Below are 23994 nucleotides of genomic sequence, written 5' to 3'. Positions count from 1 at the left end.
CACCGATCCGGCCGGCTCAGTCGTTCGCGTGCAGCATCTCGTTGAGCTGGACACCGCTCCCACTCCGCGCGACGACCTCGACCGCGCCGGTGCCCGAATTGCGCCGGAACAGCACGCCGTTGGCACCGGAGAGTTCCCGTGCCTTCACGATCCGCCCTTCCGCCGCGACCTTGGTGCCCGCGGTGACGTACAGCCCGGCCTCCACCACGCTGTCGTCGCCGAGCGAGATGCCGATGCCCGCGTTCGCGCCAATCAGGCAGCGCTCCCCGATCGCGATGACTTCCTTGCCACCGCCGGAAAGGGTGCCCATGATCGAGGCGCCACCACCGACGTCCGAGCCGTCGCCGACGACCACACCCGCGGAGATCCGACCCTCCACCATGGACGCGCCGAGTGTGCCGGCGTTGAAGTTCACGAAGCCCTCGTGCATCACCGTGGTGCCACTGGCCAGATGCGCGCCGAGCCGTACCCGGTCGGCATCGGCGATCCGCACGCCACTCGGCAGCACGTAGTCGACCATCCGAGGGAACTTGTCCAGGCCGTAGACGGCTACCTGGCCGCGCGAGCGCAGCCGCAGCCGAGTCGCCTCGAAGCCCTCCACCGGGCACGGCCCAAAGTTGGTCCACACCACATTGGACAGATGGCCGAAGATACCGTCCAGGCTCTGCCCGTGTGGTCGCACCAGCCGTGCGGAAAGCAGGTGTAGCCGCAGGTAGGCGTCGTGGGTGTCCACCGGCGCGGCGGCAAGCGAGCTGACCGTGGTCCGCACGGCGACAACCTCGACGCCGCGGTCGGTGTCCTCGCCGAGCAGGTCGGCCGCCGCCGCGCCGAGGGCGTCGGTGGTCTCGCTCGCGGAAAGCCGCACGCTGCCGCCGGTCTCGGCGGCAGCCGGCTGCTCGTGGCTGATGAGTTTTGGCTGCGGGAACCAGGTGTCCAGCACGGTGCCGTCGGTGGTCACCGTGGCCAGGCCGACGCCCGTGGCGCCGGTCGTTTCGGGGTTCGGATGCTCTGCGGTGCTCACCAGGCAACGGTAGCGGGCCACCGCCGGTGGCTGGCCGAATGGGTTAGCGTGGCCATCCGTGACTGCTCTCGAGTTGACCGCGGACCCCGTGGAACTGACCGCCGCGCTGGTGGACGTGCCGAGCGTATCCGGCGAAGAGAAGCCGCTCGCCGACGCGGTTGAGGCGGCGCTGCGTACCCAGGCCCCGCATCTGGAAGTGCGCAGGTCGGGCAACGCGGTGCTGGCTCGCACCCTGCTCGGCCGGCCGAGCAGGGTGGTTTTCGCCGGTCATCTGGATACCGTGCCGATCAACGAGAACCTGCCGTGCCGGCGCACCGGGCAGGGCGCCGACCAGGTCCTGCACGGTTGCGGGACGGTCGATATGAAGGGTGGCGACGCGGTACTGCTGCATCTCGCGGCCAGTCTGCCCACGCCTCGGCACGACCTGACCTTCGTGTTCTACGACTGCGAGGAGGTCGAGGCCGCTCGCAACGGGCTTGGCCGGATTGAAAGGGAGCTCCCAGACTGGCTGGCTGGGGATCTTGCCGTGGTTGCCGAGCCGTCCAACGGGGTGATCGAGGCGGGCTGCCAGGGCACCATGCGGGTCGAGCTGCGTGCCGCGGGTGAGCGCGCGCATACCGCCCGTGCCTGGATGGGCACGAACGCGATCCACGCGCTCGCCGAGCCGCTGCGCCGGCTTGCCGAATACACCCCGCGTTCGGTGGAGATCGACGGCTGCACCTATCACGAGGGTTTGCAGGCGGTGCGGATCGACGGTGGGGTTGCCGGCAATGTCGTGCCGGACGATGCCGTGCTCACGGTGAATCACCGGTTCGCGCCGGATCGCGGTATCGAGCGGGCCGAGGCACATCTGCGGGAGGTCTTCGCCGGTTTCCCGCTGACCGTGGTGGATGCCGCGGCGGGTGCGCTGCCCGGCCTTGCCGCGCCAGCGGCCGGCGAGCTGGTGACCGCGGCCGGCGGGCAGCCGGTGGCCAAACTGGGTTGGACCGATGTGGCCAGGTTCGCCCGCCTCGGGCTGCCCGCGGTGAACTTCGGTCCCGGTGACCCTTCGCTCGCGCACACCAAGGCGGAGCATGTGCCAACCGAGCAGATCCGCACGGTCGCCGGCACGCTGCGCGCCTTTCTCGCCGGCTGAACCCCGCGCCCTGCCGGCCGAGGTATCCGCCGAATGGCCGGCCGATGGCTGGCGGAAAGCGTTCCGGTTGCGAAGTCCTCCCAGGTCGGGCCGCCCCCAACAGCGCGATTAGGCTCGGTGTGGTGAGTATTTCGGTAAACAACAACGGCGAGGACGCCGAGCATCCAAGGGAGCGCCAGCGCGGCCCGGTGACGCTGCGCCGCTCGCGGCTGGTCGAGCCAACGACGACGGACCAGCGACTACTCGACGCGCGCGGGCCGACCGATTGGGTACACACCGACCCGTGGCGGGTGCTGCGCATTCAGGCCGAGTTCGTCGAGGGCTTCGGCGCGCTCGCCGAGGTGCCCCGCGCGGTCACCGTATTCGGTTCCGCGCGGACCAAACGCGATCATCCCGAGTACGAGCTCGGGCGCAAGATCGGCGGCGCGCTCGCCGATGCCGGATTCGCCGCGATCACCGGCGGTGGGCCGGGCGCGATGGAGGCGGTGAACCGGGGTGCCTCGGAGGCTGGTGGCCTTTCCATCGGGCTCGGTATCGAGCTGCCGTTTGAACAGGGCCTGAATCCCTGGGTCGATCTCGGGGTGAACTTCCGCTATTTCTTCACCCGCAAGACGATGTTCGTGAAGTACGCGCAGGCGTTCATCTGTCTGCCTGGCGGCTTCGGCACGCTCGACGAGCTCTTCGAAGCACTCACGCTGGTGCAGACGAAGAAGGTGACCAAGTTCCCTGTCGTTCTTTTTGGACGGTCCTATTGGGAGGGTCTGTACCGCTGGATCGAGGAAACCGTGCAGGGCGAGGGCAAGGTCGGTGCCGACGATATGCGGTTGCTGCACCTCACCGATGACGTAGATGATGCGGTTGAGGTGGTACGCGACGCGTACCGGGCATGGGAGGACGCACACTAAGATGCACGTAACTGTCTATTGTGGATCGCGTATCGGTCGCGGTGCGCGCTACTCGGATGCGGCGGCCAGGGTTGGCCGGCTGCTCGCCGAGCGCGGCGACACCCTGGTCTACGGCGGTGGGCACGTTGGCACGATGGGCGTGGTGGCGGACGCCGCGCTGGCCGAGGGCGGCTCGGTCGTCGGTGTGATCCCGCAGGATCTGTGGGATCGCGAGGTCGGCCACACTGGACTGACCACCCTGCACGTGGTCGCCGATATGCACGAGCGTAAGGCGAAGATGGCCGAGCTCGGCGACGCGTTCCTGGTACTGCCAGGTGGCGCCGGCACGCTCGAGGAGTTCTTCGAGATGTGGACCTGGGCCCAGCTCGGCCTGCACACGAAGCCGATCGGGGTGCTCGACGAGGCTGGCTACTACCGATCGATGCGCGAGCTGATCCAGCACATGGTCGATGAGGAGTTCCTGAGCACGGAGCACCGGGACATGCTCTCCTTCCACGCCGATCCGGTCGCGTTGCTGGATGGCTTCCACGACTACATCCCGCCGAGCGGCAGCAAATGGCGCGCTGGCGAGGCGCGAGATCGGGTTTCGTGAGCACGATGCACCCGGCCGCCGCGGCCTGGTTTCCCACGCATACCTGGCAGGAGCCCGCCTGGCGGGTGCCGGAGCTGCTGGCGGCCAAGGCGGATCGCACGGTGAGCGTGGTGTTGCCCGCGTTGAACGAGGAGCACACCGTCGGTGAGGTGGTGGCCAGTGTTCGGCCGCTGCTCGGCTCGCTTGTCGATGAGTTGGTGGTGCTGGATTCCGGCTCGACCGATGACACCGTCAGGGTAGCGGCTGCAGCCGGCGCGCGGGTGGTGCGCCGCACCGAGGTGCTTGCCGAACTCGAACCGGTCGCCGGCAAGGGCGAAGTACTGTGGCGGGCCCTCGCCGCGACCTCCGGTGAGTTGATCGTGTACCTGGATTCGGATCTGGTCGACCCGGATCCAGGGTTCGTGCCCGCGTTGCTCGGCCCGCTGCTCACCGAGCCGGCCGTGCAGCTGGTGAAGGGGTTCTACCGGCGCCCGCTGCGGCTGGAGACGGTCGAGCAGGGCACCGGTGGTGGTCGGGTGACCGAATTGCTTGCCAGGCCGCTGCTCGCCGCGCTGCGGCCGGAGCTTGCCGGGCTGATTCAGCCGCTTGGCGGAGAGTACGCCGGCCGGCGGGAGTTCCTCGAGTCCGTGCCGTATGCCACCGGGTACGGGGTGGAGATCGGTTTGCTGCTCGACGTCTACGCGCGCTCGGGGCTGGCCGGGTTGGCGCAGGTGAACCTCGGCGTGCGCAAACATCGGCACCGCTCGCTCACCCAGCTGGGGGCGATGGCGGGGCAGATCCTGAATACCGCACTGCGGCGGTGTGGCGTGCCGGTCGATGCCGATCCGGCGTTGACCCAGTTCGTCCAGGTGTCCGGCGAATGGCTGCCGGATGTGGTTGCCGTCGAGACGGGCGAGCGGCCGCCGATGCGTACGGTGCTCGCCGAGCGCGCTGGTTGAGCCGGCATGGGCATCCGTCGGGGGTCCGTGTCAGGATCGACGGGTGAGCACCGCGCTGATCTACCTCGTCGTCATGGTCCTGATCGCGGCCGTGGTGTTCCTGCTCGCGTCCGTATTGTTCGGTCGGGGCGAGGAACTGGAGCCGCTGCAACCGGGCACCTCGCCGACCACTCTTCCGCCGTCCGATGTGTCTGGTGATGACCTACGCGCCGTGCGGTTTCAACTGACGCTACGCGGTTACAAGATGTCCGAAGTGGACTGGGTAATGCGGAAAGCTGCCGGTGAACTGGACGAGCTGCGCGGCAGGGTCGCCGAGCTCGAGGCGCGGATGGCTAAGCAGGAGTCGTCGTGACCGAGGACGGCCTGGTGCGCTGCGGGTGGAGCACGTCGGCCGAGGACTACATGGACTACCACGACCGCGAATGGGGCTACCCGTTGCACGGTGCCTCCGCCATGTTCGAGCGGGTGTGCCTGGAGTCCTTCCAGTCCGGACTGTCCTGGTTGGTGATCCTGCGCAAGCGAGCGGCTTTTCGGGAGGCTTTCGCTGGCTTCGATCCCGCGCGGGTAGCCGAGTTTGACGAGGACGATGTCCACCGGCTGCTCGGTAACACCGGGATCGTGCGCAATCGTGCGAAGATCGCCGCGACGATCCGGAACGCGCGGGCCGTCGCCGAGCTGGATCGACCGCTGGACGAGTTGCTGTGGTCGTTCGCGCCGGACGCGACGGCAAGGCAACGGCCGCGCAGTCTGGCCGACGTGCCCGCGGTGACGCCGGAATCGCGCGCCATGGCCAAGGAACTCAAGCGCCGTGGGTTCGCCTTCGTCGGCCCGACCACCTGCTACGCGCTGATGCAGGCGACCGGGATGGTGGACGACCATATCGTCGACTGCTGGCGGGCTGACCCGTCCGCGGGTTGATCGTGATCACTCAGCTGCCGGTGAACTGGGCCGCGCGTTTGGCCACGAAGGCGTCCACCGCTTCGGCGTGATCAGCCGTGCGGCCGAGCGCGGCCTGTGCCTGTGCTTCCAGTTCCAGCGCCTCATCCAGCTCCGCGTCGGCCGCGCCATGCAGGGTCTGTTTGATCTTGGCGTAGGCCGCGGTCGGGCCGGCGGCCAGCCGCGCGGCCAGTTCCTGTGCCGTGCCAAGCACCTCCTCGTCGGCCACCACCTGGTTGACCAGTCCGAGTTCGGCGGCTGCGGCCGCATCGACCGGCTTCGCGAGCAGCATCAGCTCCATGGCCTTACCGAAGCCGACCAGCCGCTGCAGTGTCCAGCTGGCCCCGGAGTCCGGACCGAGCCCAACATTGGCGAAGGCCATCAGGAACTTCGCCGATTCCGCCGCGATCCGCAGGTCGGCGGCGTAGGCAAAGGCGGCGCCGGCACCCGCGGCGGTGCCGTTCACCGCCGCGATCACCGGTTTGTCCATCCGTGCCAGCGTTTGCACGATCGGGCTGTAGTGCCGCCGCACGGTCTCGAATGGTGCCGGATCGCCGGCGTTGAGTAGCCCGATATGTTCCTTGAGGTCCTGCCCGGCACAGAAGGCCTTGCCGGAGCCGGTCAGCACCACCGCGCGTATCGCGGCATCGGCGGCGGTGTCGGCCAGCGCATCGCGCAGCGCTTCCTTCAATTCGACGGTCAGTGAGTTGTACGCCTCCGGGCGGTGCATGGTCAGCGTGCGCACCCCGGCGTTGTCCTCGACAACCAAACAATCGGACAAGGCGATCCTCCCGCCGTGAATGATCAAAACCCAGCTCGGCAGCGTAAAGTCTGGCACTATTTCCGGCCGCTTACCAACCGGATCGAGGCGATCACGACACGAAAAGATCGGTCCGTTTTCGCAGTTCGACCCGGATAGGGGAGAATGGACGGCAACCCGGTGATTGTCGCTTGAGCCGGGTGCGCAGTTATGACGGAGGGAGCACGCTATGGCGGCCATGAAGCCCCGGACCGGTGACGGTCCCCTCGAGGTGACGAAAGAGGGGCGGGGCATCGTGATGCGCGTACCACTCGAGGGGGGAGGGCGGCTCGTGGTCGAGATGTCCTCCGAGGAAGCCAGTGCACTGGCTGAGGCACTGAAAACCACCGGGAGCTGACAGTCTTGCGCATGATCACCGCAGCTCGGTGACGTGCGTTCTCGGAAACGGGTGGACCCCGGTTGTGCAACAGCGTGGCAGCCGGGGTCGCGCGATATTCGCACGGAATTCGCACGGAGGTCTCGCCAGTGGCCGGTAGTCAGGCCAGCACAACTGAAGCCAGCGAAGCAGGGGCAAGCAAACCAGCGAAGGCAACCAGCGCCACCTCATCCGGTTCGCGTGCCCGCCGGGACGGGATGCTCCCGCCCGTGCCCGGCTCGCTGCCAGACGTCCGGCTCGCCACCGCGGCTGGCCGGGGTGTGCCCCGCGTCGTCCTAGCCGGCAGCACGGCTCAGCAAACCTCTACGGGCTCGGCTGGCGAGCAGCCGGCCTGGTATGGCCCGGAGGCCGCCGCGCTGCCCGCGGACTGGCTCGCCGAGCTGCGGCCACGGGGTAAGGCCGGCGAGCTACACCGGATGCCGCTCGCCGGTGGCGGGCCGAACTGGTTGCTCGGTGTCGGCGCGGGAACCCCGGAGGACTGGCGTAGTGCTGCCGCCGCGCTGATCCGTGGGGTGGACGCGGATGCCGAGCGAGAGCGGGACGCCGGTCGGCGGGTCGCACGGGTACTGGCCATCGCGCTGCCGGCCGAGCTGGACACCGCCGCGCTGACCGCCTTCGTCCACGGCCTGCGCCTTGGCGGTTACCGGTACCTGGTCAGTGGTGACCGCAAGGATCAGCCGACCCGCGAGATCCGGCTGGTAGCCAGCGAACCATCGGCTCAGTGGCAAGGCGCGCTCGCCGAGGCGATCGCCCAGTCCTCGGCGACTGCGCTCGCCCGCGATCTGGCCAACTCACCTTCCAACGTGAAGAACCCGGACTGGATGGCCCGGCTGGCCAGCAAGGTCGCCGAGGGCACGCCTGGCCTGCGTGCCGAGATCCGTGATGAGCACTGGCTGACCGAGCACCGGTTCGGCGGCATGCTTGCCGTCGGCGGGGGTTCGGCATCGCCGCCCCGGCTGATCGAGCTGAGCTGGCGACCGAGGGGCGCGCGTGGGCACCTGGTACTCGTCGGCAAGGGGATCACCTTCGATACCGGCGGGATCTCCGTGAAACCGGCCGACGGCATGCATCTGATGCGCACCGATATGGCCGGCGGCGCCGCGGTAGTCGCCGCGCTGCGCGCGATCGCGGAGCTGCGGCTGCCGGTGCGGGTGACCGGCCTGGTGCCGTGCGCGGAGAACCTGATCTCCGGTGGTGCCTATCGGCCAGGTGACGTGGTGCGTCAGTACGGCGGAACCACCACCGAGATCACCAATACCGATGCCGAGGGACGTTTGGTGCTCGCCGATGCGCTTGCCTACGCCGTTCGGCGGCATAAGCCGGACGCGCTGATCGACGTGGCGACGCTGACCGGCGCGATGAAGGTGTCCCTTGGTTTGCGCACCGGCGGGCTGTTCAGCAACACGGACGAGCTCGCGGAGGAGCTGACGCGGGCTGGTGCCAGTGTTGGCGAATCCTGGTGGCGGATGCCGCTGCTCGCGGACAGCGCGGAAGCGGTGCGCGGTGAACTCGGTGACGTGCGGCAGTGTCCGCCGGGTCCCGGCGGTATCACGGCGGCGCTCTTTCTGCGCGAATTCACCGATGGGCTGCCGTGGGCGCATCTCGATATCGCCGGTCCGGCACGTGCCGAGAAGACTTATGCCGACGTGGTCGCGGGCGCCACTGGCTTTGCCGCGCGTACGTTAATCGAGTTCGTTTCACGCCGCTCGGATGGCAGACGGTAGATTGCCCGCGATGACAACGCAGAACTCTTCTTCCATTACGTTTCCGCCCGCACTGCAAGACCGTCGAGTGCTGGTCACCGGGGGCGCGGGATTTGTCGGCCGCTCGGTTGTCGCCGCATTTCGGGCAAACGGCATTCCGGTTACCGTCGCGGATCTGAAGCCGTTCGAAACCGACGATTCGGAAATTGTCGCCATTCAGGGCGATCTGCGGGATGCCGAGGTACGCGAAGCCGCGTTCGGCGACGATGTTGCCGGCGTCGTGCATCTGGCCGCGATCACGTCGGTACTCAAATCCGCGGAGCAGCCGCAGGAAACCTTCAGCAATAACGTGCAGTTGACGCACGATCTGCTCGAGCTGGCTCGGGTCAAGGGCGCCGAGAAGTTCGTGCTCGCCTCCACCAACGCGGTGGTCGGCGATGTGGGCACCGGCCGGATCACGGTGGACAACTCGTTGCTGCCGCTCACTCCCTACGGTGGCACCAAAGCGGCCGGCGAGATGCTGCTTTCCGGTTATGCCGGCGCGTACGGGATGAAGACCTGCGCGTTGCGGTTCACCAATATCTACGGGCCGGGCATGGGGCACAAGGACAGCTTCGTGCCGCGGATGATGCGCGCCGCGCTGGCCGGTTCCGGCGTCCAGGTGTACGGCGATGGCGGGCAGCGCCGCGATCTCGTGCATATCGACGACGTGGTGCAGGGCATCCTGCGGGCGTGGACCCAGGATTTCACCGGCCCGGCGATCATCGGCGCGGGTCACTCGATCAGCGTGCTGGAGATGATCGAGGCAGTACGCACGGTTACTGGCGCTGAGTTGCCGATTGAACACGTGCCGGCGAAAACTGGCGAAATGCCGGCGGTTATCGTGGACATCTCGAGGTCCAAAGAGGATCTTGGTTACCAGCCGGCAGTATCCCTCGTTGAAGGTCTGGAAACGGTGTGGCGGGACTTTCTCGCCGCCCAAAGTGAGCGAGTGGCAGGTTGAGCACCGTGAGCAGTGATGTGGCAGCCCGACCCGCTGAGGCTCCCGCCCCGCTGAAACCCGTTGTTCCGCAGACGCGGCTGCGCCGCGTCGGCGTGATGCTTCGGCGGCATTGGATTCTGTGCACGCTGCTCACGCTTGGTCTCGCGCTGCGCGTGTTGACCATGGTGGCCTATCAACCGGCCATCCTCTATATCGATTCGTTCCGCTACCTGGGCAATATCGAGGACCTCGCGCCGGACGGGTTGAACCCGATCGGCTACGAGGTGTTCGTCCTTCGCCCGCTGCTCTGGTTCGGCAACCTCGAACTGGTGACCCTCGTCCAGCATCTTGTTGGCATGGGCATGGCCGTGGCGATCTACTCGCTTGCCCGGCGGCACGGCGCCCGGCGCTGGCTCGCCGCGATCGCCACCGCACCCGTGTTGCTGGACGGTTACCAGCTGCAGATCGAGCAGAACATCATGACCGACGTCTGGATGCAGGCGTTGCTGGTGCTCGCGATGTGGCTGCTGATCGGCAGGGGTCTGCCGAACACTCGCCGGATCGTGTTCGCCGGCGCGATCCTCGGCGTCGCGTCCATCTTCCGGGTCATCTCGATCAGCACGATCGTCCCGCTACTTGGTTACCTGGTGATCGTCGGTGGTGCCTGGCGCAGCAAGGCGGGCTGGAAGGGCATCTGGAAGCGATGCGCCGCAGGGTTCCTCGGCTTCGTGATCGTGCTCGCCACCTACATCGGTTACTTCTGGGTGTCGACGGGCTACCCAGCGTTCACCGGACATGGCACCAACGCGATGTACGGGCGCGCCGCGGTCGAAGCGAACTGCGAGCAGCTGGACGTTCGCCCGCAAGTTCTCGCGATGTGCCCGGAAGAGCCGCTTGGTCAGCGGGAAGGAATTGACCACTACGCGCATATCGGTGGTAACCCGGTATGGCGGGCGCAGTTCCCCGACGACTGGGATATCCCGGCGCTACAACGAGAATTCGGGCAAGCCGTATACCAGGCGCAGCCGTTCGATATGGCCACCGGGATCCTGCGCGACTTCCTCAAGGGCTTCGCGCCGACCCGAACCAGCGCCTCGGAAGACGTGCCGCTGCATCGCTGGCAGTTCCAGACCGAGTACCCGATCTTCGGCGCGCCCGGCCAGGCTGAGGAGACGGCCCTACAGTTCAGCGGGGAAAAGCCCGAAGCGAATGAGACCGCGGCGAGCATCCTGCGCGCCTATCAGCTGAACATGGGCTATACGCCGGGCACTCTGCTCGCGGTGTTCGCGGTGGTTGGCGTCATCGGCGGTCTGGGGATCGCCAGGGCGCGCCATTCCGGCATCCGTGCGGCCGCGCTGTTGCCCACCGGACTCGCGCTGACCCTGCTGCTCAGCTCCGCGGTCTACGAGTTCTCCTGGCGTTATCAGCTGCCAGCCCTGGTGTTGCTGCCGCTCGCGGGCGTACTCGGGTTGACCGCGTTGATGGGCCCCGCGCGCCGACCGCAGCCGCTGAAACCGAAACGGGCCAAGCTCACCCCGTTCCCCGACCCGGTGGATATGGCCGCGCTGCGCGAGTTCAACGCGCGCTACGGCGAGGTGCAGTTCGCCCCGGTGGTGATCGTGATCGCCGCCTATAACGAGGAGGACGGGCTGGGGCCCGTGCTGGACGGGCTGCCGTCGAGCAGCTGCGATCTCGCGGTGGACGTGCTTGTCGTCGCGGACGGTTGTAAGGACCAGACCGCGCGGGTCGCCAGGGAACACGGCGCCTACACCTGTGTCGCGCCGACCAACCGGGGGCAGGGCGCCGCGCTGCGACTTGGCTACCAGCTGGCGAGCCAGAACGGCGCGCGCTATGTGGTGACCACGGACGCCGATGGGCAGTACGACATCGAGGAACTACCGCTGCTGCTCAAGCCGCTGATCGAGGACGAGGCCGACTTCGTGACCGGGTCCAGGGTGCTCGGTGAGGAGCACGCCGCGGACAGCGTGCGCTGGCTCGGCACCAGGGTGTTCGCGATCATGGCCTCGGTGTTGACCATGAACAAGATCACCGACACGTCGTTCGGGTTCCGTGGGATGCGCGCGGAACTGGCCCGCGACACGAAGCTGCAGCAACCGCAGTATCAGTCGTCCGAGTTGATGGTTGGCCTGCTCGCGCGGGGCGCGCGGCTCAAGGAACAGCCGATGACGATGAACCTTCGCTCGGCCGGGACCACGAAGAAGGGCAACAACGTGGTCTACGGCTACAACTACGCGAAGGCTATGACGGGGACGTGGCTGCGGGACTACCTTTTCCGTGGCGCTCGCCGAACACGCGGTTCAAAAGCAAGAACTTGAACAGGAAGAGCACGCCGGTCGCGAACAGGAAGCAGGCGTTGAGCAGCAGGCCGCGGAACGCGGTGTCTTCTACCAGCGGGCTCAGCCACATGTGAGTGAGCTTCGTGATGCCCACTGTGCCCACGCCGTATATGGCCACGACGCCGATGTAGGGCAGCAACTCATGACGCAGGCTCGGCCTGCCCTTTCGCTGCCACGTCCATTTGCGATAGGCGATGTAGTTGATCACCGAACCGGTGAGGAATGCGATTGCGGATGAAATTCCCGCGGTGGTGAGGTGTGTCCAGTATAGGAAGCTTAGGACTAATTGTCCGGCCACCGTAGCCGCTGCGGAACTGGCCGCGAATTTCATGAATGTGACGCGAACCTTCCGGCTGATCCCGAACCTGCCGCGGCGCTGGGCCGGGTCAGCAGTGGTGTCGTCGGTATTCGCGGTTGCTTCTTCCGCCATAGCTGTCATCTTCCCTCAATAGTGATCCCGGCGAACAACCGACTCCACTAACGCGTGTCATAACAATTCTGCCGTCGCGTTTGTGCCACGGTGACCGCAAGATCCCTCAAGAATGCGGTTTGGTCGTCAGTGGGCGGCCGCGCGGACGTGCTCCCGGAAGGCACGCGCCGCGGGGGTGAGCCGTTGCCCGCGTAGCCAGCTGAGCCCGATGGTCCGGTGGACCGTAGGGATGATCGGTATCTCCACCGCGACGGGCGCCGAACCGGGCTCGGAGCTCGGCAGGATGGCCACCCCGAGGCCGGCGGCGACCAGTCCACGCACCGTGTACGACTCCTGGCCCTCGAAAGCCATTCGGGCGGCGAACCCGGCCTCGGCACACAGTTCGTCGGTGATCTTGCGCAATCCGAAGCCGGGGACCAGGCCGACGAAGTCTTCGTCGGCGAGATCCACCATGCGGACGGCCGGCCGCGCCGCCAGCCGATGGCCGGGTGGCACCACCAGTTTCAGCTCCTCGCTGGCGAACGCGATGCTGTCCAGCTCGGGGTACTCGGTTGGCAACGGCGCCAGCATCGCCAGGTCCACCCGGTTGCCGCGCAGCATGTCCAGGACCTCCTGGCGGGAGGACTGCTGCAAGCTGAACCGAACGTCGGGAAACCGCTGCCGGAATCCGTGCAGCAGATCCGGCACGATGGCCCTGCCGAGCAGCGAGAGAAAGCCCAGCACCACATGCCCGCGCTGCGGATCGAGTTCCTCGACCACCCGCCGGCAGCCAGCTTCGATCGCGGCGAGCCCGTCGTCGGCGACTTCGCCGAGGAGCCTGCCAACCCTGGTGAGCCGGATACCCCTGCCGTCCTTGGTGACGATCTCGGTGCCGAGTGATTCACCGAGCGCGGCCAGCTGCCGGCTCAGCGTCGGCTGTGCGACCCCGAGCTGTTCCGCGGCCTTGGTGATATGCCCGCAGTTCGCGAGTACTCGGAGCATCGCGAGCCGGGGTGCGAGCTCCGCGGCCAACCCGGCTGGATCGTCCGGGACATATTCATGCGTCATTGCATTAATTATCGCATATTACTGTATTGGACGTATTGATTAGCGTCGCTTAGCGTTGTTCTCGTGGCTGCTCGGGCTGGACGGATCGGAATCGCCGCGACCTCGGCGGGCTTCGCGGTGTTCGCGCTGCTCTACGCGGTGCAGCCGTTGTTGCCGCAGCTCGCGGACAGCTTCGAGCTGGAGCCGGGCAGCGCCTCGTTGGCACTCAGCGCCGCCACCATCGCGGTTGCCGTGGGCGTGGTGCCGCTGGCCGCGTTATCCGAACTGATCGGTCGGCGCAGGGTGATGCTCGGTTCGGTGATCCTTGCCGTGCTGCTCGCGGTCGGCTGCGCCTTCGCCCCGAACTTTCCCGCGCTGCTCGTCTTACGAGTGCTGCTTGGCCTGGCGATCGCGGGACTGCCGGCCACCGCGATGGCCTACCTCGCCGAGGAGTTGGACGGCACCAGCCGCGGCGTCGCGCTTGGCGCGCTGGTCGCCGGCAACAGTATGGGTGGCATGTGCGGTCGGCTGGTAGCCGGCATCAGCTACGACTGGCTCGGTTGGCGTGGCGCGCTCGGGTTGAGCACCGCGCTCGCGGTACTCGGCGCGCTCGTGTTCGCCTGTGCGCTGCCCAGCTCGCGCGGTTCGTCCGGCTCGGCCGCCGAGCAACGACCGACCGCGCGGGCCATTCTCTCCGGGCTCGGGCTGGCCGTGCGTGCCCCGCTGCTGCTCGCGCAGTACGCGGTCGCCTTCCTCGCGATGGGCGCTTTCGTCGCCGCGTACAACGCCGCGGGCTTCCGGCTCACGAGCGAACCGCTCGCCCTCGCGCCGGCCATTGCCGCGCTGGTCTTTCTCGCCTATGCGGCCGGCTGGGTCAGCTCGCCGCTTGCTGGGCGCCTCGCCGAGCGGCACGGTCGTACCCCGGTGCTGCTCAGCGCGCTCGGGGTGACCGTGCTCGGTGCCATGCTGACCATTCCGGACGTGGTCTGGCTGATCGCGCTCGGATTGCTGGTATTCACCGGAGGCTTCTTCGCCGCACACGCGGCCGCCAGTGGTTGGGTCGGCGCCGCCGCGCCGGAATCGGCGCGCGGTCAGGCCTCCGGGCTCTACCAGTGCGCTTACTACGCCGGCGCGAGCATCGGCGGCTCCGTGGGTAGCGCGATCTACGGCGGATTCGGCTGGACCGCGCTGACGCTGGTCGGTACCGGATGGCTGGTACTGGCCGGGGTGGGCGTGCTGCTGGGCATGCGTGGGCGCGAACGGTCCACTCGGTCCGGCGCAACCCCTCAAACGGTCCCCTCCGTTCGTCGGTAGTTTCCCGCCAGCCATCCGGGGATTACCAGTAGATGCCCTGGTCAGCGCGCATAATCCGGCCTCGATAGGCCGAACGGGTGACAACTTAGGTCGCTGGTTTCCGGCTCCGCCGACGGGTAGCCATAACGGCAGAAACGTCGGGGAACCGGAAGGAGTTTCGGGATGGGCAAGGTTTTACGCCGAGCGTCGCGTGCGGTCGGAGTGGGTGCGGCCGTGCTGCTCGCCGGAATGGGTACCGTATCGGCCGCGCAGGCCGAGTCGGCGGCACCGCCGGCAGACAACACGCCGTTCATCGTGGGCGGCGAGGACGCCAATATCGCCGATCACCCATTCACCGTCGCGCTGACCACGAACGGCAGCCAGTTCTGTGGCGGCTCGATCGTGGCGCCGAACAAGGTGGTCACCGCCGCGCACTGCGTGCCGGACGCACAGCCGGACGCGGTCCAGGTGGTCAGCGGCCGGACGACGATGAGCACCGACGAAGGCACGGTCACCGATGTTTCGGACATCTGGGTGCACCCTGACTTCCAGAACGTGACCACCGGCTCGGACGTCGCGGTGCTCACCCTCGCCAGCGAGGTTGCCGAGCAGCCGATCGAGCTGGCGAAGGCCGACGATCCCGGATACCAGGCAGGCACCGACTCGACCATCCTCGGTTGGGGGACCACCACGGAAGGCGGTCAGGCCTCGGACGTGCTGCAGAAGGCGACCGTGCCGGTGAACTCGGATGAGGACTGCTCGGCTGGCTACAACGAGTACGACCCCGAATCCATGGTGTGCGCCGGCCTGCCAGATGGCGGTGTGGACGCCTGTCAGGGCGACTCCGGCGGGCCGATGGTCGCCGGTGGCAAGCTGATCGGCGTGACCTCGTGGGGCGATGGCTGTGCCCGACCGGGTAAGCCGGGCGTGTATGCCCGCGTTGGCAGCTACTACGACCTGTTGATGGAGCAGATCGGCGGTAGCGCCGCGCAACGTTAGTGGTAGCGCGATGCCGGCGGGGCGCCGGTCTGCTCGGCGATCTTGGCCGCGACGAGCAGACCGGCGCCCACTGGTAGCAGGCTCGGCACCAGCTCGGCGTCGGCCTGCACGGCCTTGGTCAACTCGCGCAGCGCCACCGCATCGGCGTCCCTGCGCGTCGGCTCCGGGGCGTGGCCATCGTCGAGCACGTCGTGGAACGCGATGAGACCGCCTGGCCGCAGTAACCGCACGCCCTCGGTGAGATAGCTCGGGTACTCGATCTTCGTGGCATCAAGGAAGACCAGGTCGTAGCCGCCGTCGGTGAGCCGGGGAAGTACCTCGAGCGCCCTACCCATGATCAGCCTGGTGCGGCCGCTCGGTAGTTCCGCCCGGACGAATGTCTTGCGGGCAGCCCGTTGCAGCTCCGGATCGTGCTCGATCGAGGTCAGCACGCCGTCCGCGGGCATACCGCGCAGCAGGTGCAGCCCGCTGATCCCCGCGCCGGTGCCGACTTCGACCACCCCGCGGGCGCGCGAAACGCTGGTCAGTAGGCGCAGCGCGGCGCCGGTCGCGGCGCTGACGGGGCGAACATCCAACTCCGCGCTTCTCGCGCGCGCGTCGATGAGTACTTCGTCCTCCGGCACGAAAGCCTCGACGTAGTTTTCGACACGCATGCGTGCTCCGGGCCCTGCCCCTGGTTCGGGGAATACGGAGTCATGCTGGCTCACGGTGTGTGAGGTTAGCGGCCGCAGGCGGTCGAACGATGGAAGGTAGGCGCGTTTTCTCAGGTCACTCTCAGCTATCTCTCACTACAACCATAAGGAGATAGCCGAAGCTTATGCCAATGGAGATTTTCAAGCTCCAGGGGAACCAGAGTCGGGTAGGGGAGCGGGCCAGCAGTGGGGAACAACGGACACGACAAGAGCGTTGAACAGGGCAGCGGGCCGAGACCAGCGCGCGGCGAGGACGTTGAGCACGCCGGCGAGCAGGTCCTTGAGCAGGAGGTGTCCACCCACTCGATGAGCAGCCAGACCGTGACCACGGCCACCGACTTCGCCACCGAAGCGGGTGAAGCTGGTTGGACGCCGCCTTCCTGGGACGAGGTAGTCCGGCAGCACGCCGATCGGGTCTACCGCCTCGCGTACCGGCTTTCCGGTAACCAGCACGACGCGGAGGACTTGACTCAGGAGACGTTCATCCGGGTTTTCCGCTCGCTCGCCTCGTACAAACCGGGCACCTTCGAAGGCTGGCTGCACCGCATCACTACCAACCTGTTCCTGGACATGGCGCGTCGCCGGTCGCGGCTGCGCTGGGAGGGGCTGCCAGAGGACACCGATCGGCTGGTTGGCGACGGCCCGAGCCCCGAGCAGGTGTACGCGAGCACCCACCTTGATCCCGATCTACAGGCGGCGCTGGACGAGCTGCCGCCGGAGTTCCGCGCCGCGATCGTGCTTTGCGACGTCGAGGGACTGTCCTATGAGGAGATCGGTGCGACGCTCGGCGTCAAGCTGGGCACCGTGCGCAGTCGAATCCACAGAGGACGGCAGGCTTTGCGTGTCGCGCTCGAGCGCAACCGGGCCGAGCGGTTGGAGACGGCCCGATGACGGAGTTGCGCGGCTGGAGTCTGCCGCAGACCCATTTACTTCCGGACGCCATCGTGGCCTTCGTGGACGGTGAGTTGAGCCCGTCCGCCCAGGACAGGGCGTCCGCACACGTTGCTGGTTGCCCGGCCTGTGCCGCCGAGGTGCGCGCGCAGCGGCAAGCCAGTGGTGCGGTACGCGGTGCCGCCGCGCCCATGATGTCGCCGGATTTCCTGGCGAACCTGTGCGCGATTCCGCAGCGCGAAGAGGTGCCAAGCTCGCCGGATGGCTTGGCGGTTGCCGAGGACGGGCAGCTGGTGGCCGTGCAGCGGCCGGGCGCGCTCGGTTCGGGGCAGCCACTCGGGTCCGGCGCCGCGTCACTTGGTTCTGCGCCGCTGGGTTCTTCGCCTATGGGTTCGTCGCCGATGGGGTCCAGCGCGCCGCTGGGTACCTCGGGCATGAGTCCAGCCGACGGCGCGTTCTCCGCGCGTCGGGTCGCCCGGCGGGGCAGCCAGGGTGCCGGCGTAGTGGTCTCCGGCCTGGTGCTTGGCGCGCTTGCCCTGGTGACCACCAGCGCCGAGGTAGGTGGTCAGGGCGGTGATCCGACCGCCAGCCTGCGCCCGGCGATCACCGGTGGCGTGGAGATGCTGCAGGCCGCGTTCAGCGAGGTGCCCTGAGCGTTCGTTGTCGGTCCGCTGACCACGTAATGTGCGTTTCCCGGATGCGGTGTACGCGTATTTAACCGGCATACCGGCAGGCTGAGCGGAGCTGAATCAGCCATCTGCGACGCTGGGGAGCGATGACCGAGTCGAACGCGAACAATCCGGGCGGTGCCGAGCCGACGCCCGGGGAATCCGACCAACCATGGCGGGTTCAGCCACGGCCGCTCGACCGACCCTCGGTCGACCCGAACCAGGCATCCGTCTTCGGTCGACCCCGTGGCATCGATGGCTCCTTCGATCCGGTGCGCGCGGGTAACGGTCGGCTGAACACCGAGCCCCGGCTCGCCCCACCGCCGCCCGAAGCATTGGCCGCTGCGTTCGGCCGCACCAGCGCGGACCAGGAAACCAGCCTGCAACGGCCGCCGGGTGCGGACTCCGACGCGGCCGAGCTCGAGGACCCGCTCTGGTCAGGGCCAAACGGTACGGCGAATCCGTGGCGCGACCCTGGCTCCGGCGCGCGCCTCGGCGCACCCGCGGTGAGCGGCGAATCCGAGGCGGAGTCGGATGCGCCGCTCCCGAAGGGTGCCCAGCTCAGCCTGCGTGAGGTGTTGTTCGGTCAGCGGGTACGCACTCGTGCGCTGGTGCTCTTAGGCGTGATCGCGCTCGCCGTCGGTGCGGTTGGCGGCGGGATCGGCTGGTGGTTCGCCACCATGGGCAACGATCTGAACCGCAGCGTCACCCTCGCCGATGTGGAACCGGGTAAGGAGCGCGCGAAGGGTTCGGTAGCCGATATCGCCGCGCGAGTCGCGCCGGCGGTGGTGTCCATCGAGGTGAAGTCCGGGGACGGCGGTGGGGTTGGCTCCGGCGTGGTCATCGATGGGGATGGCTACGTGATCACCAACCACCACGTGGTCGCCTCGGCTGTGGACAGCGAGAACGCGAAGGTTTTCGCGGTCTTCCGGGATGGCACCAGGGCCGAAGCGCAGCTTGTCGGTAACGACCCGAAGACCGACCTCGCGGTGATCAAGGTCAACGTGACCAACCCTACGGTGATCCAGTCCGGCAGTTCAGCGGAATTGCAGCCCGGCGACGGGGTGGTCGCGGTTGGCTCGCCCTTCGGTCTGGCGGACACCGTCACCGAGGGGATCGTCAGCGCGGTACAACGACCGGTGACCGCCCCGGGGGAGAACGGTGAACCCCCTGTCGTCTACGACGCGATCCAGACCGACGCCTCGATCAACCCGGGTAACTCGGGCGGCGCGCTCGTCGATTCCAGCGGTGCACTGGTCGGGATCAACTCGCTGATTCGCACCGTTGGCGGGGAAAGCGGCCAGGGCGGCAGCATCGGGCTTGGTTTTGCCATCCCGATCGATCAGGCAAACAAGATCGCCGAAGAACTGATCGCCAATGGCGAGGTCAAACACGCCGATCTTGGCGTGAACGCGCGGTCGGTGTCCGCGAGCAGTTCCGAGGGCGCACAGGTGCAGAGCGTGCGCGGGGATGGTCCGGCGAGTAAGGCCGGCATCGAGGAAGGCGATGTGATCACCCGGGTTGCTGAGCGGCAGGTGCGCAATGCGGCCGAGCTGACCGTCGCGGTACGGGAGAACGAGATCGGCGATGACGTGGAGATCGCGTTGGTACGCGGTGGGCGCGAGCTGACCGTGGAAGCCACTCTGGGGTCAGACTGACGTAACCTGTATCGGTACGTCGACCGCTATCCTGTACGCAGGCGGTGCGCACTCGGAGCCCGGGAGGTACCCGCACGTGTTTGATGGCGTGAGCTGGGGTGAGTTTCTCATCCTGATTGTGGCTGGGCTGTTCATTCTCGGTCCTGAGCGGTTGCCGACCGCTGCCGCGTGGCTGGGACGGTCGGTGCGTAAGGTGCGTGAGTTCGCCACCGGTGCTCGTGACCAGCTGAACTCCGAGGTAGGCACGGATCTCGAAGAGTTCCGCAAACCTATCCAGGACCTGCGGCAGCTGCGCAATATGGACCCAAAGCGAGCGGTCGCCAAACATCTGTTCGACGGGGACGAGGACCCGCTCGGGATGCGCGAGTTCGACCGCGATATGCGCAGCAACGGCAACGGTTCGCGGGACACGGGTACCGAGAAGCCGAACGGGGCGCCGCAGAGCCAGCGATCCGAGCCGCTGCCGCCAGGCGAGAAACCACCTGTCGACCCGGACGCCACTTAACCCGCTGGTCAGCGCCAGACGAAGGCCGGCACCCTGGTCATGATCTGCACCAGGTAATCGGCCACCGCCTGCTGCATCTGGCTGGTTGGCTTCTGCACTCGCACCGAGTATTGCTGAGACACCCGCACATGCTGTCCGTCGATCTCCAGCGTGAAGTACCGCGACCGCGGATCGTGCTTCAGGAACTCCATGACGGGCGGGCAGAGCACATCGTAGGCAAACCGCGCATTGCTGGTCGCGATCTTGAACTCGGTGTTGAAGTCCAGGCTCTCCAGCTGTAGATCCCTGGTCAGCCGGGAGACCACGTTCTCCGTGGAGACCACCAGAGTGGGCCGCGGATGCGTCAGCCGGACCGCCGCGACCTGGTACAACGAGAGCTGTTCGGCATAGGTGAAGGAAATGATGTGCTGGCCGCGTACTTCGGCGCGCCAGGCATCCTTGATCACCGTGTCCTTGCCGGAACTGTCCGCCAGCCACACCGCGCCGTCCCGCGGATCGGGCCGGGCTTTGTCGAGCTCCGGCTCAGGTTCCGCCCAGAACCCACGAAACCGGTTGAACACCAGGAACATGCCCGGATCGGCGGCGATGCGCTGCCAGTTCGTTCCGGACATGTCGATCGGCGGCAGCTGTTCGATCATCTTGTCGCGCTTGCCGTCGCGATGAACGGATATCGCGGCAGCCACGACGATCCCGACCAGGATCAGCCCGATCGATACCCAGATGATGGTGCTGGTCATAGCCGGCGAGCGTAGCCGGCAAGGGTTCTAGCCGGCCACGCCACTACGCGGGCGAAACGTTCAGCATTCGGCCGGCAAGACCCCGCGCACGGGTGGACAGCTTCTTCGCGGCATCGTGCAGCACGACCGAGGCCGGTGCCTCCGGTTCGCTCAGCACCAACGGCTCGCCGGCATCGCCGCCCTCGCGCAGTCGGGGATCCAGCGGAACCTGGCCGAGCAACGGCACATCCGCGCCGACCGAGTGGCTCAGTGAATCCGCGACGATCTGCCCACCGCCAGAGCCGAACAGCTCCATCCGGCTGCCGTCCGGCGCCTCCAGGTACGACATGTTCTCGATTACTCCGGAGATCCGCTGCCTGGTCTGCAACGCGATCGCGCCGGCCCGCTCGGCCACCTCGGCGGCCGCCTGCTGCGGCGTGGTCACCACCAGTAGCTCGGCGTTCGGGATCAACTGCGCCACCGAGATCGCGATATCTCCGGTGCCGGGGGGCAGATCGAGCAGCAGCACGTCCAGGTCGCCCCAGAACACATCGGCGAGGAACTGCTGCAACGCGCGATGCAACATCGGCCCGCGCCAGACGACGGGGGTGTTGCCAGGGGTGAACATCCCGATCGAGATGACTTTCACGCCGTGCGCCTGCGGCGGCATGATCATCGTGTCGACCTTGGTCGGTTTGCCGGTCGCGCCGAGCATCCTGGGCACCGAGTGGCCGTAGATATCGGCATCCACCACACCGACCGAGATTCCGCGTTGTGCCATGGAGGCCGCGAGGTTGACGGTGACGCTGGATTTGCCCACCCCACCCTTACCGGAGGCGACGCAGTACACCCGTGTCATCGAACCCGGCTCGGCGAACGGGATCACCGGCTCTTCCGTGTCGCCGCGCAGCGATTTGCGCAGCTCCGCGCGCTGCTCCTCGGTCATCACGCCCAGCTTGACGGACACCCTGTGCACGCCGGCCAGCGCGGAGACCGCCTCGGTGACATCCGAGGTGATCTTCTCGCGCAGTGGGCAGCCGGCAATGGTGAGTAGCACCTCGACCTGGACGTGGCCGTCCTCGCCCACCGAGATGTCCTGCACCATGCCGAGTTCGGTAATTGGCTTGTGGATCTCCGGGTCTTCGACGCCGGCCAGCGCCTCGCGGACCGCGTCCGTGCTGGGGAGCTGCTGGTCTGCCTGTGTGCTCGTCACGATCTGGTGCACCGACCTGTTCATTGGCTGTGTGCGGTTTCCTCGCCACCATGTTACGGATCGCCCGATGTGACAGGTACCGCAGCTCATGGCGGCGCCGTGCGCTTACGTGCAAACATGCTGTTCGCGTACCCAGTGGTAACTGGTCGGGTAACAAGGAGGTCCCTCGTGGTGGAAAGCCAGCGCCCGCGTCGTTCATGTCTTGCCGTGCCGGGTAGTAACCCGCGTTTTCTGGAGAAGGCGAAGGGACTGCCAGCCGACCAGGTGTTCCTCGATCTGGAGGACGCCTGTGCCCCGCTGGTCAAACCGGAGGGCAGGAAGAACATCGTCGCCGCGCTGAACGAGGGCGGCTGGGCGAACAAGACCCGCGTTGTCCGGGTGAACGACTGGACCACCGAGTGGACCTACCGCGATGTGGTTGAGGTCGTCGAGGGCGCGGGCGCGAACCTGGACTGCCTGATGCTGCCCAAGGTGCAGAACGCCGAGCAGGTCAGGGCATTGGACATGCTGGTCACCCAGATCGAGAAGGCCAATGGTTACGAGGTCGGCCGGATCGGCATCGAGGCGCAGATCGAGAACGCCCAGGGACTGATCAATGTGGACGCTATCGCCACGGCTTCGCCGCGGGTGGAGACGATCATCTTTGGTCCCGCCGACTTCATGGCTTCGATCAACATGAAATCGCTCGTCGTCGGGGAACAGCCGCCCGGCTACGACGTCGGCGATGCCTACCACTACATCCTGATGCGCATTCTGATGGCCGCGCGGGCCAACGACCTGCAGGCGATCGACGGTCCTTACCTGCAGATCAAGGACGTGGCAGGGTTCAAGCGCGTGGCCGGCCGTTCCGCGGCGCTCGGATTCGACGGGAAATGGGTGCTGCACCCCGGTCAGATCGACGCGGCCAACGAACTGTTCAGCCCGCGCCAGGAGGACTACGACCACGCCGAGAACATCCTGGACGCCTACGACTACTACACCTCCGAGGCGGGCGGGAAGAAGGGCTCGGCGATGCTTGGCGACGAGATGATCGACGAGGCTTCCCGGAAGATGGCGCTGGTGGTCGCTGGCAAGGGGCGGGTCGCCGGGATGACCCGCACCGACGTCTGGACACCACCCCAGGACTAATCCCCTCGCTAACCTTAAAGAACGCGGTCACGCGGGGTCACCCAGTGGGGTGACGCAGCGTGCGATGCTTCGGGCATTTCGGACGGCGGGGATCGCGCGTACCATGGAACTCCCGTTATATGGGAGCCGTCATGCTGGTAGAGCTGCTGATCGGAGCTGGCGCGCTCGTCGCCGCGCTCGCCGCGTCCAGTATCCGTGTGATCAAACAATACGAACGAGGGCTCGTCTTCCGGCTCGGCAGGGTGGTCAGCGCGCCACTCGAGCCAGGACTGGCGTTGATCGTTCCGGTCATCGACCGGATGCGTAAGGTCAACATGCAGATCGTCACCATGCCCGTACCCGCCCAGGACGGCATCACCAGGGATAACGTCACGGTCCGGGTGGATGCCGTCGTGTACTTCAACGTGGTCGACCCACGTCGGGCGATCGTGAACGTCGAGGACTACCGGTTCGCCATGGGCCAGGTCGCGCAAACCTCACTGCGGTCCATCATTGGCAAGAGCGACCTCGATGACCTGCTCGCCAACCGGGAGCGGCTCAACGAGGGCCTGGAGTTGATGATCGACAGTCCGGCGGTGAGCTGGGGCGTGCATATCGATCGCGTGGAGATCAAGGACGTCGCGCTGCCCGAAGGAATGAAGCGCTCGATCGCCCACCAGGCGGAGGCCGAGCGGGACCGGCGGGCACGGGTGATAGCCGCGGAGGGCGAACTACAGGCCTCCGAGAAACTGGCCACGGCCGCCGAGCGCATGGAGCGCACGCCGGCCGCGTTGCAACTACGGCTACTGCAGACGGTGGTCGACGTGGCGGCGGAGAAGAACTCGACACTGGTGCTGCCGTTCCCCGTCGAACTGCTGCGTTTCCTCGATCACGCCACGGTGGGCCTGGACGCTTGGACCAAGGCCGCGAACGCGAGCGAGGACGACCACGCGGGGACCGAAACTGGCTCGCCGAACGGGCAGCCAGCCGCGCCAGAGCAACGGCAAGCCGAACCGATGTCCGGCACCTGA

At 67.1% G+C, this 23994-nt stretch carries 25 protein-coding genes; 18 read left to right on the top strand and 7 right to left on the bottom strand.

Annotated elements, in window-relative coordinates; translation table 11 throughout:
- Positions 1–16 precede the first annotated feature (16 nt).
- Positions 17–1021 carry a 2,3,4,5-tetrahydropyridine-2,6-dicarboxylate N-succinyltransferase gene (gene dapD / locus EV191_RS00880; RefSeq protein ID WP_132874871.1) on the bottom strand — a complete coding sequence of 335 codons (1005 nt, stop codon included), beginning with the start codon at positions 1019–1021 and terminating at the stop codon, positions 17–19.
- A 58-nt stretch (positions 1022–1079) separates the two neighbouring features.
- Here dapD and dapE point away from each other — a divergent pair, with 58 nt between their 5' ends.
- From dapE to EV191_RS00850, 6 genes are all read left to right on the top strand, one after another.
- Positions 1080–2156: a succinyl-diaminopimelate desuccinylase gene (gene dapE, locus EV191_RS00875; RefSeq protein ID WP_132874870.1), complete on the top strand. Its 1077-nt coding sequence runs from the start codon at positions 1080–1082 to the stop codon at positions 2154–2156.
- Between the two features lie 122 nt (positions 2157–2278).
- Positions 2279–3061, top strand: a complete 783-nt coding sequence (locus EV191_RS00870; RefSeq protein ID WP_424565417.1) for an LOG family protein — start codon at positions 2279–2281, stop codon at positions 3059–3061.
- Between the two features lies 1 nt (position 3062).
- A complete protein-coding gene (locus EV191_RS00865) occupies positions 3063–3653 on the top strand; it encodes an LOG family protein (protein WP_132874868.1) in 591 nt (196 codons plus the stop codon).
- Between the two features lie 5 nt (positions 3654–3658).
- Entirely contained in the window at positions 3659–4591 is a 933-nt protein-coding gene (locus EV191_RS00860; protein WP_132876052.1) for a glucosyl-3-phosphoglycerate synthase, read from the top strand.
- Between the two features lie 43 nt (positions 4592–4634).
- On the top strand, positions 4635–4943 hold the full coding sequence (locus EV191_RS00855) for a DivIVA domain-containing protein (protein WP_132874867.1): 309 nt from the start codon (positions 4635–4637) through the stop codon (positions 4941–4943).
- Positions 4940–5509, top strand: coding sequence for a DNA-3-methyladenine glycosylase I (locus EV191_RS00850; protein ID WP_279388399.1), 570 nt, complete (start codon positions 4940–4942; stop codon positions 5507–5509). The genes EV191_RS00855 and EV191_RS00850 overlap by 4 nt, the downstream gene beginning before the upstream one ends.
- A gap of 10 nt (positions 5510–5519) precedes the next feature.
- Here the strand turns inward: EV191_RS00850 and EV191_RS00845 are convergent, their stop codons facing one another.
- The gene (locus tag EV191_RS00845) at positions 5520–6314 is read right to left on the bottom strand and encodes an enoyl-CoA hydratase-related protein (RefSeq protein ID WP_165912863.1); all 795 of its coding nucleotides are present in this window, start codon (positions 6312–6314) and stop codon (positions 5520–5522) included.
- Between the two features lie 202 nt (positions 6315–6516).
- On the opposite strand from EV191_RS00845, the gene EV191_RS00840 reads away from it, so the two are divergent.
- The 4 genes from EV191_RS00840 (at position 6517) to EV191_RS00825 (ending at position 11744) form a co-directional block, all read left to right on the top strand.
- Positions 6517–6684, top strand: a complete 168-nt coding sequence (locus EV191_RS00840) for a DUF3117 domain-containing protein (RefSeq protein WP_132874865.1) — start codon at positions 6517–6519, stop codon at positions 6682–6684.
- Positions 6685–6920: 236 nt separating this feature from the next.
- Entirely contained in the window at positions 6921–8447 is a 1527-nt protein-coding gene (locus EV191_RS00835; RefSeq protein ID WP_132876050.1) for a leucyl aminopeptidase family protein, read from the top strand.
- Positions 8448–8457: 10 nt separating this feature from the next.
- A complete protein-coding gene (locus EV191_RS00830) occupies positions 8458–9429 on the top strand; it encodes an NAD-dependent epimerase/dehydratase family protein (protein ID WP_132874864.1) in 972 nt (323 codons plus the stop codon).
- A gap of 5 nt (positions 9430–9434) precedes the next feature.
- Positions 9435–11744 carry a glycosyltransferase gene (locus EV191_RS00825; protein WP_341539586.1) on the top strand — a complete coding sequence of 770 codons (2310 nt, stop codon included), beginning with the start codon at positions 9435–9437 and terminating at the stop codon, positions 11742–11744.
- Here EV191_RS00825 and EV191_RS00820 read toward each other — a convergent pair.
- On the bottom strand, positions 11668–12195 hold the full coding sequence (locus EV191_RS00820; protein ID WP_165912773.1) for a GtrA family protein: 528 nt from the start codon (positions 12193–12195) through the stop codon (positions 11668–11670). The two genes, EV191_RS00825 and EV191_RS00820, sit on opposite strands and share 77 nt — an antisense overlap.
- A 126-nt stretch (positions 12196–12321) precedes the next feature.
- Positions 12322–13242, bottom strand: coding sequence for a LysR family transcriptional regulator (locus tag EV191_RS00815; protein ID WP_243658674.1), 921 nt, complete (start codon positions 13240–13242; stop codon positions 12322–12324).
- 63 nt (positions 13243–13305) lie between these two features.
- Between EV191_RS00815 and EV191_RS00810 the strand changes: the two genes are divergently transcribed.
- Both EV191_RS00810 and EV191_RS00805 read left to right on the top strand, forming a co-directional pair.
- Positions 13306–14535, top strand: coding sequence for an MFS transporter (locus EV191_RS00810; protein WP_243658673.1), 1230 nt, complete (start codon positions 13306–13308; stop codon positions 14533–14535).
- A 162-nt stretch (positions 14536–14697) separates the two neighbouring features.
- Positions 14698–15513, top strand: a complete 816-nt coding sequence (locus tag EV191_RS00805) for a S1 family peptidase (RefSeq protein WP_132874862.1) — start codon at positions 14698–14700, stop codon at positions 15511–15513.
- Here EV191_RS00805 and EV191_RS00800 read toward each other — a convergent pair.
- The gene (locus EV191_RS00800; RefSeq protein ID WP_132874861.1) at positions 15510–16166 is read right to left on the bottom strand and encodes an O-methyltransferase; all 657 of its coding nucleotides are present in this window, start codon (positions 16164–16166) and stop codon (positions 15510–15512) included. The genes EV191_RS00805 and EV191_RS00800 overlap by 4 nt on opposite strands.
- Positions 16167–16496: 330 nt before the next feature.
- Between EV191_RS00800 and sigE the strand changes: the two genes are divergently transcribed.
- From sigE to tatB, 4 genes are all read left to right on the top strand, one after another.
- Entirely contained in the window at positions 16497–17096 is a 600-nt protein-coding gene (gene sigE / locus EV191_RS00795; protein ID WP_424565430.1) for an RNA polymerase sigma factor SigE, read from the top strand.
- Entirely contained in the window at positions 17093–17749 is a 657-nt protein-coding gene (locus tag EV191_RS00790) for a zf-HC2 domain-containing protein (RefSeq protein WP_132874860.1), read from the top strand. The genes sigE and EV191_RS00790 overlap by 4 nt, the downstream gene beginning before the upstream one ends.
- Positions 17750–17871: 122 nt before the next feature.
- A complete protein-coding gene (locus EV191_RS00785) occupies positions 17872–19422 on the top strand; it encodes a S1C family serine protease (RefSeq protein WP_132874859.1) in 1551 nt (516 codons plus the stop codon).
- Between the two features lie 76 nt (positions 19423–19498).
- A complete protein-coding gene (gene tatB, locus EV191_RS00780; RefSeq protein ID WP_132874858.1) occupies positions 19499–19927 on the top strand; it encodes a Sec-independent protein translocase protein TatB in 429 nt (142 codons plus the stop codon).
- Between the two features lie 8 nt (positions 19928–19935).
- Here tatB and EV191_RS00775 read toward each other — a convergent pair whose 3' ends face one another.
- Complete coding sequence (locus EV191_RS00775) at positions 19936–20664, bottom strand: hypothetical protein (RefSeq protein WP_132874857.1); 729 nt, start codon at positions 20662–20664, stop codon at positions 19936–19938.
- A 43-nt stretch (positions 20665–20707) separates the two neighbouring features.
- Positions 20708–21880, bottom strand: a complete 1173-nt coding sequence (locus EV191_RS00770; protein WP_424565416.1) for an Mrp/NBP35 family ATP-binding protein — start codon at positions 21878–21880, stop codon at positions 20708–20710.
- 144 nt (positions 21881–22024) lie between these two features.
- On the opposite strand from EV191_RS00770, the gene EV191_RS00765 reads away from it, so the two are divergent.
- Positions 22025–22984 (top strand): HpcH/HpaI aldolase/citrate lyase family protein, encoded by a 960-nt coding sequence (locus EV191_RS00765; RefSeq protein WP_243658671.1) that lies wholly within the window; start codon positions 22025–22027, stop codon positions 22982–22984.
- A gap of 131 nt (positions 22985–23115) precedes the next feature.
- A complete protein-coding gene (locus EV191_RS00760) occupies positions 23116–23994 on the top strand; it encodes a slipin family protein (RefSeq protein WP_132874856.1) in 879 nt (292 codons plus the stop codon).

The sequence above is a fragment of the Tamaricihabitans halophyticus genome, assembly GCF_004340875.1.
Taxonomy (GTDB): Bacteria; Actinomycetota; Actinomycetes; order Mycobacteriales; family Pseudonocardiaceae; genus Tamaricihabitans; species Tamaricihabitans halophyticus.
Note: the sequence above shows the minus strand (reverse complement) of the source record. Positions and strands in the feature narration are given on the sequence as shown.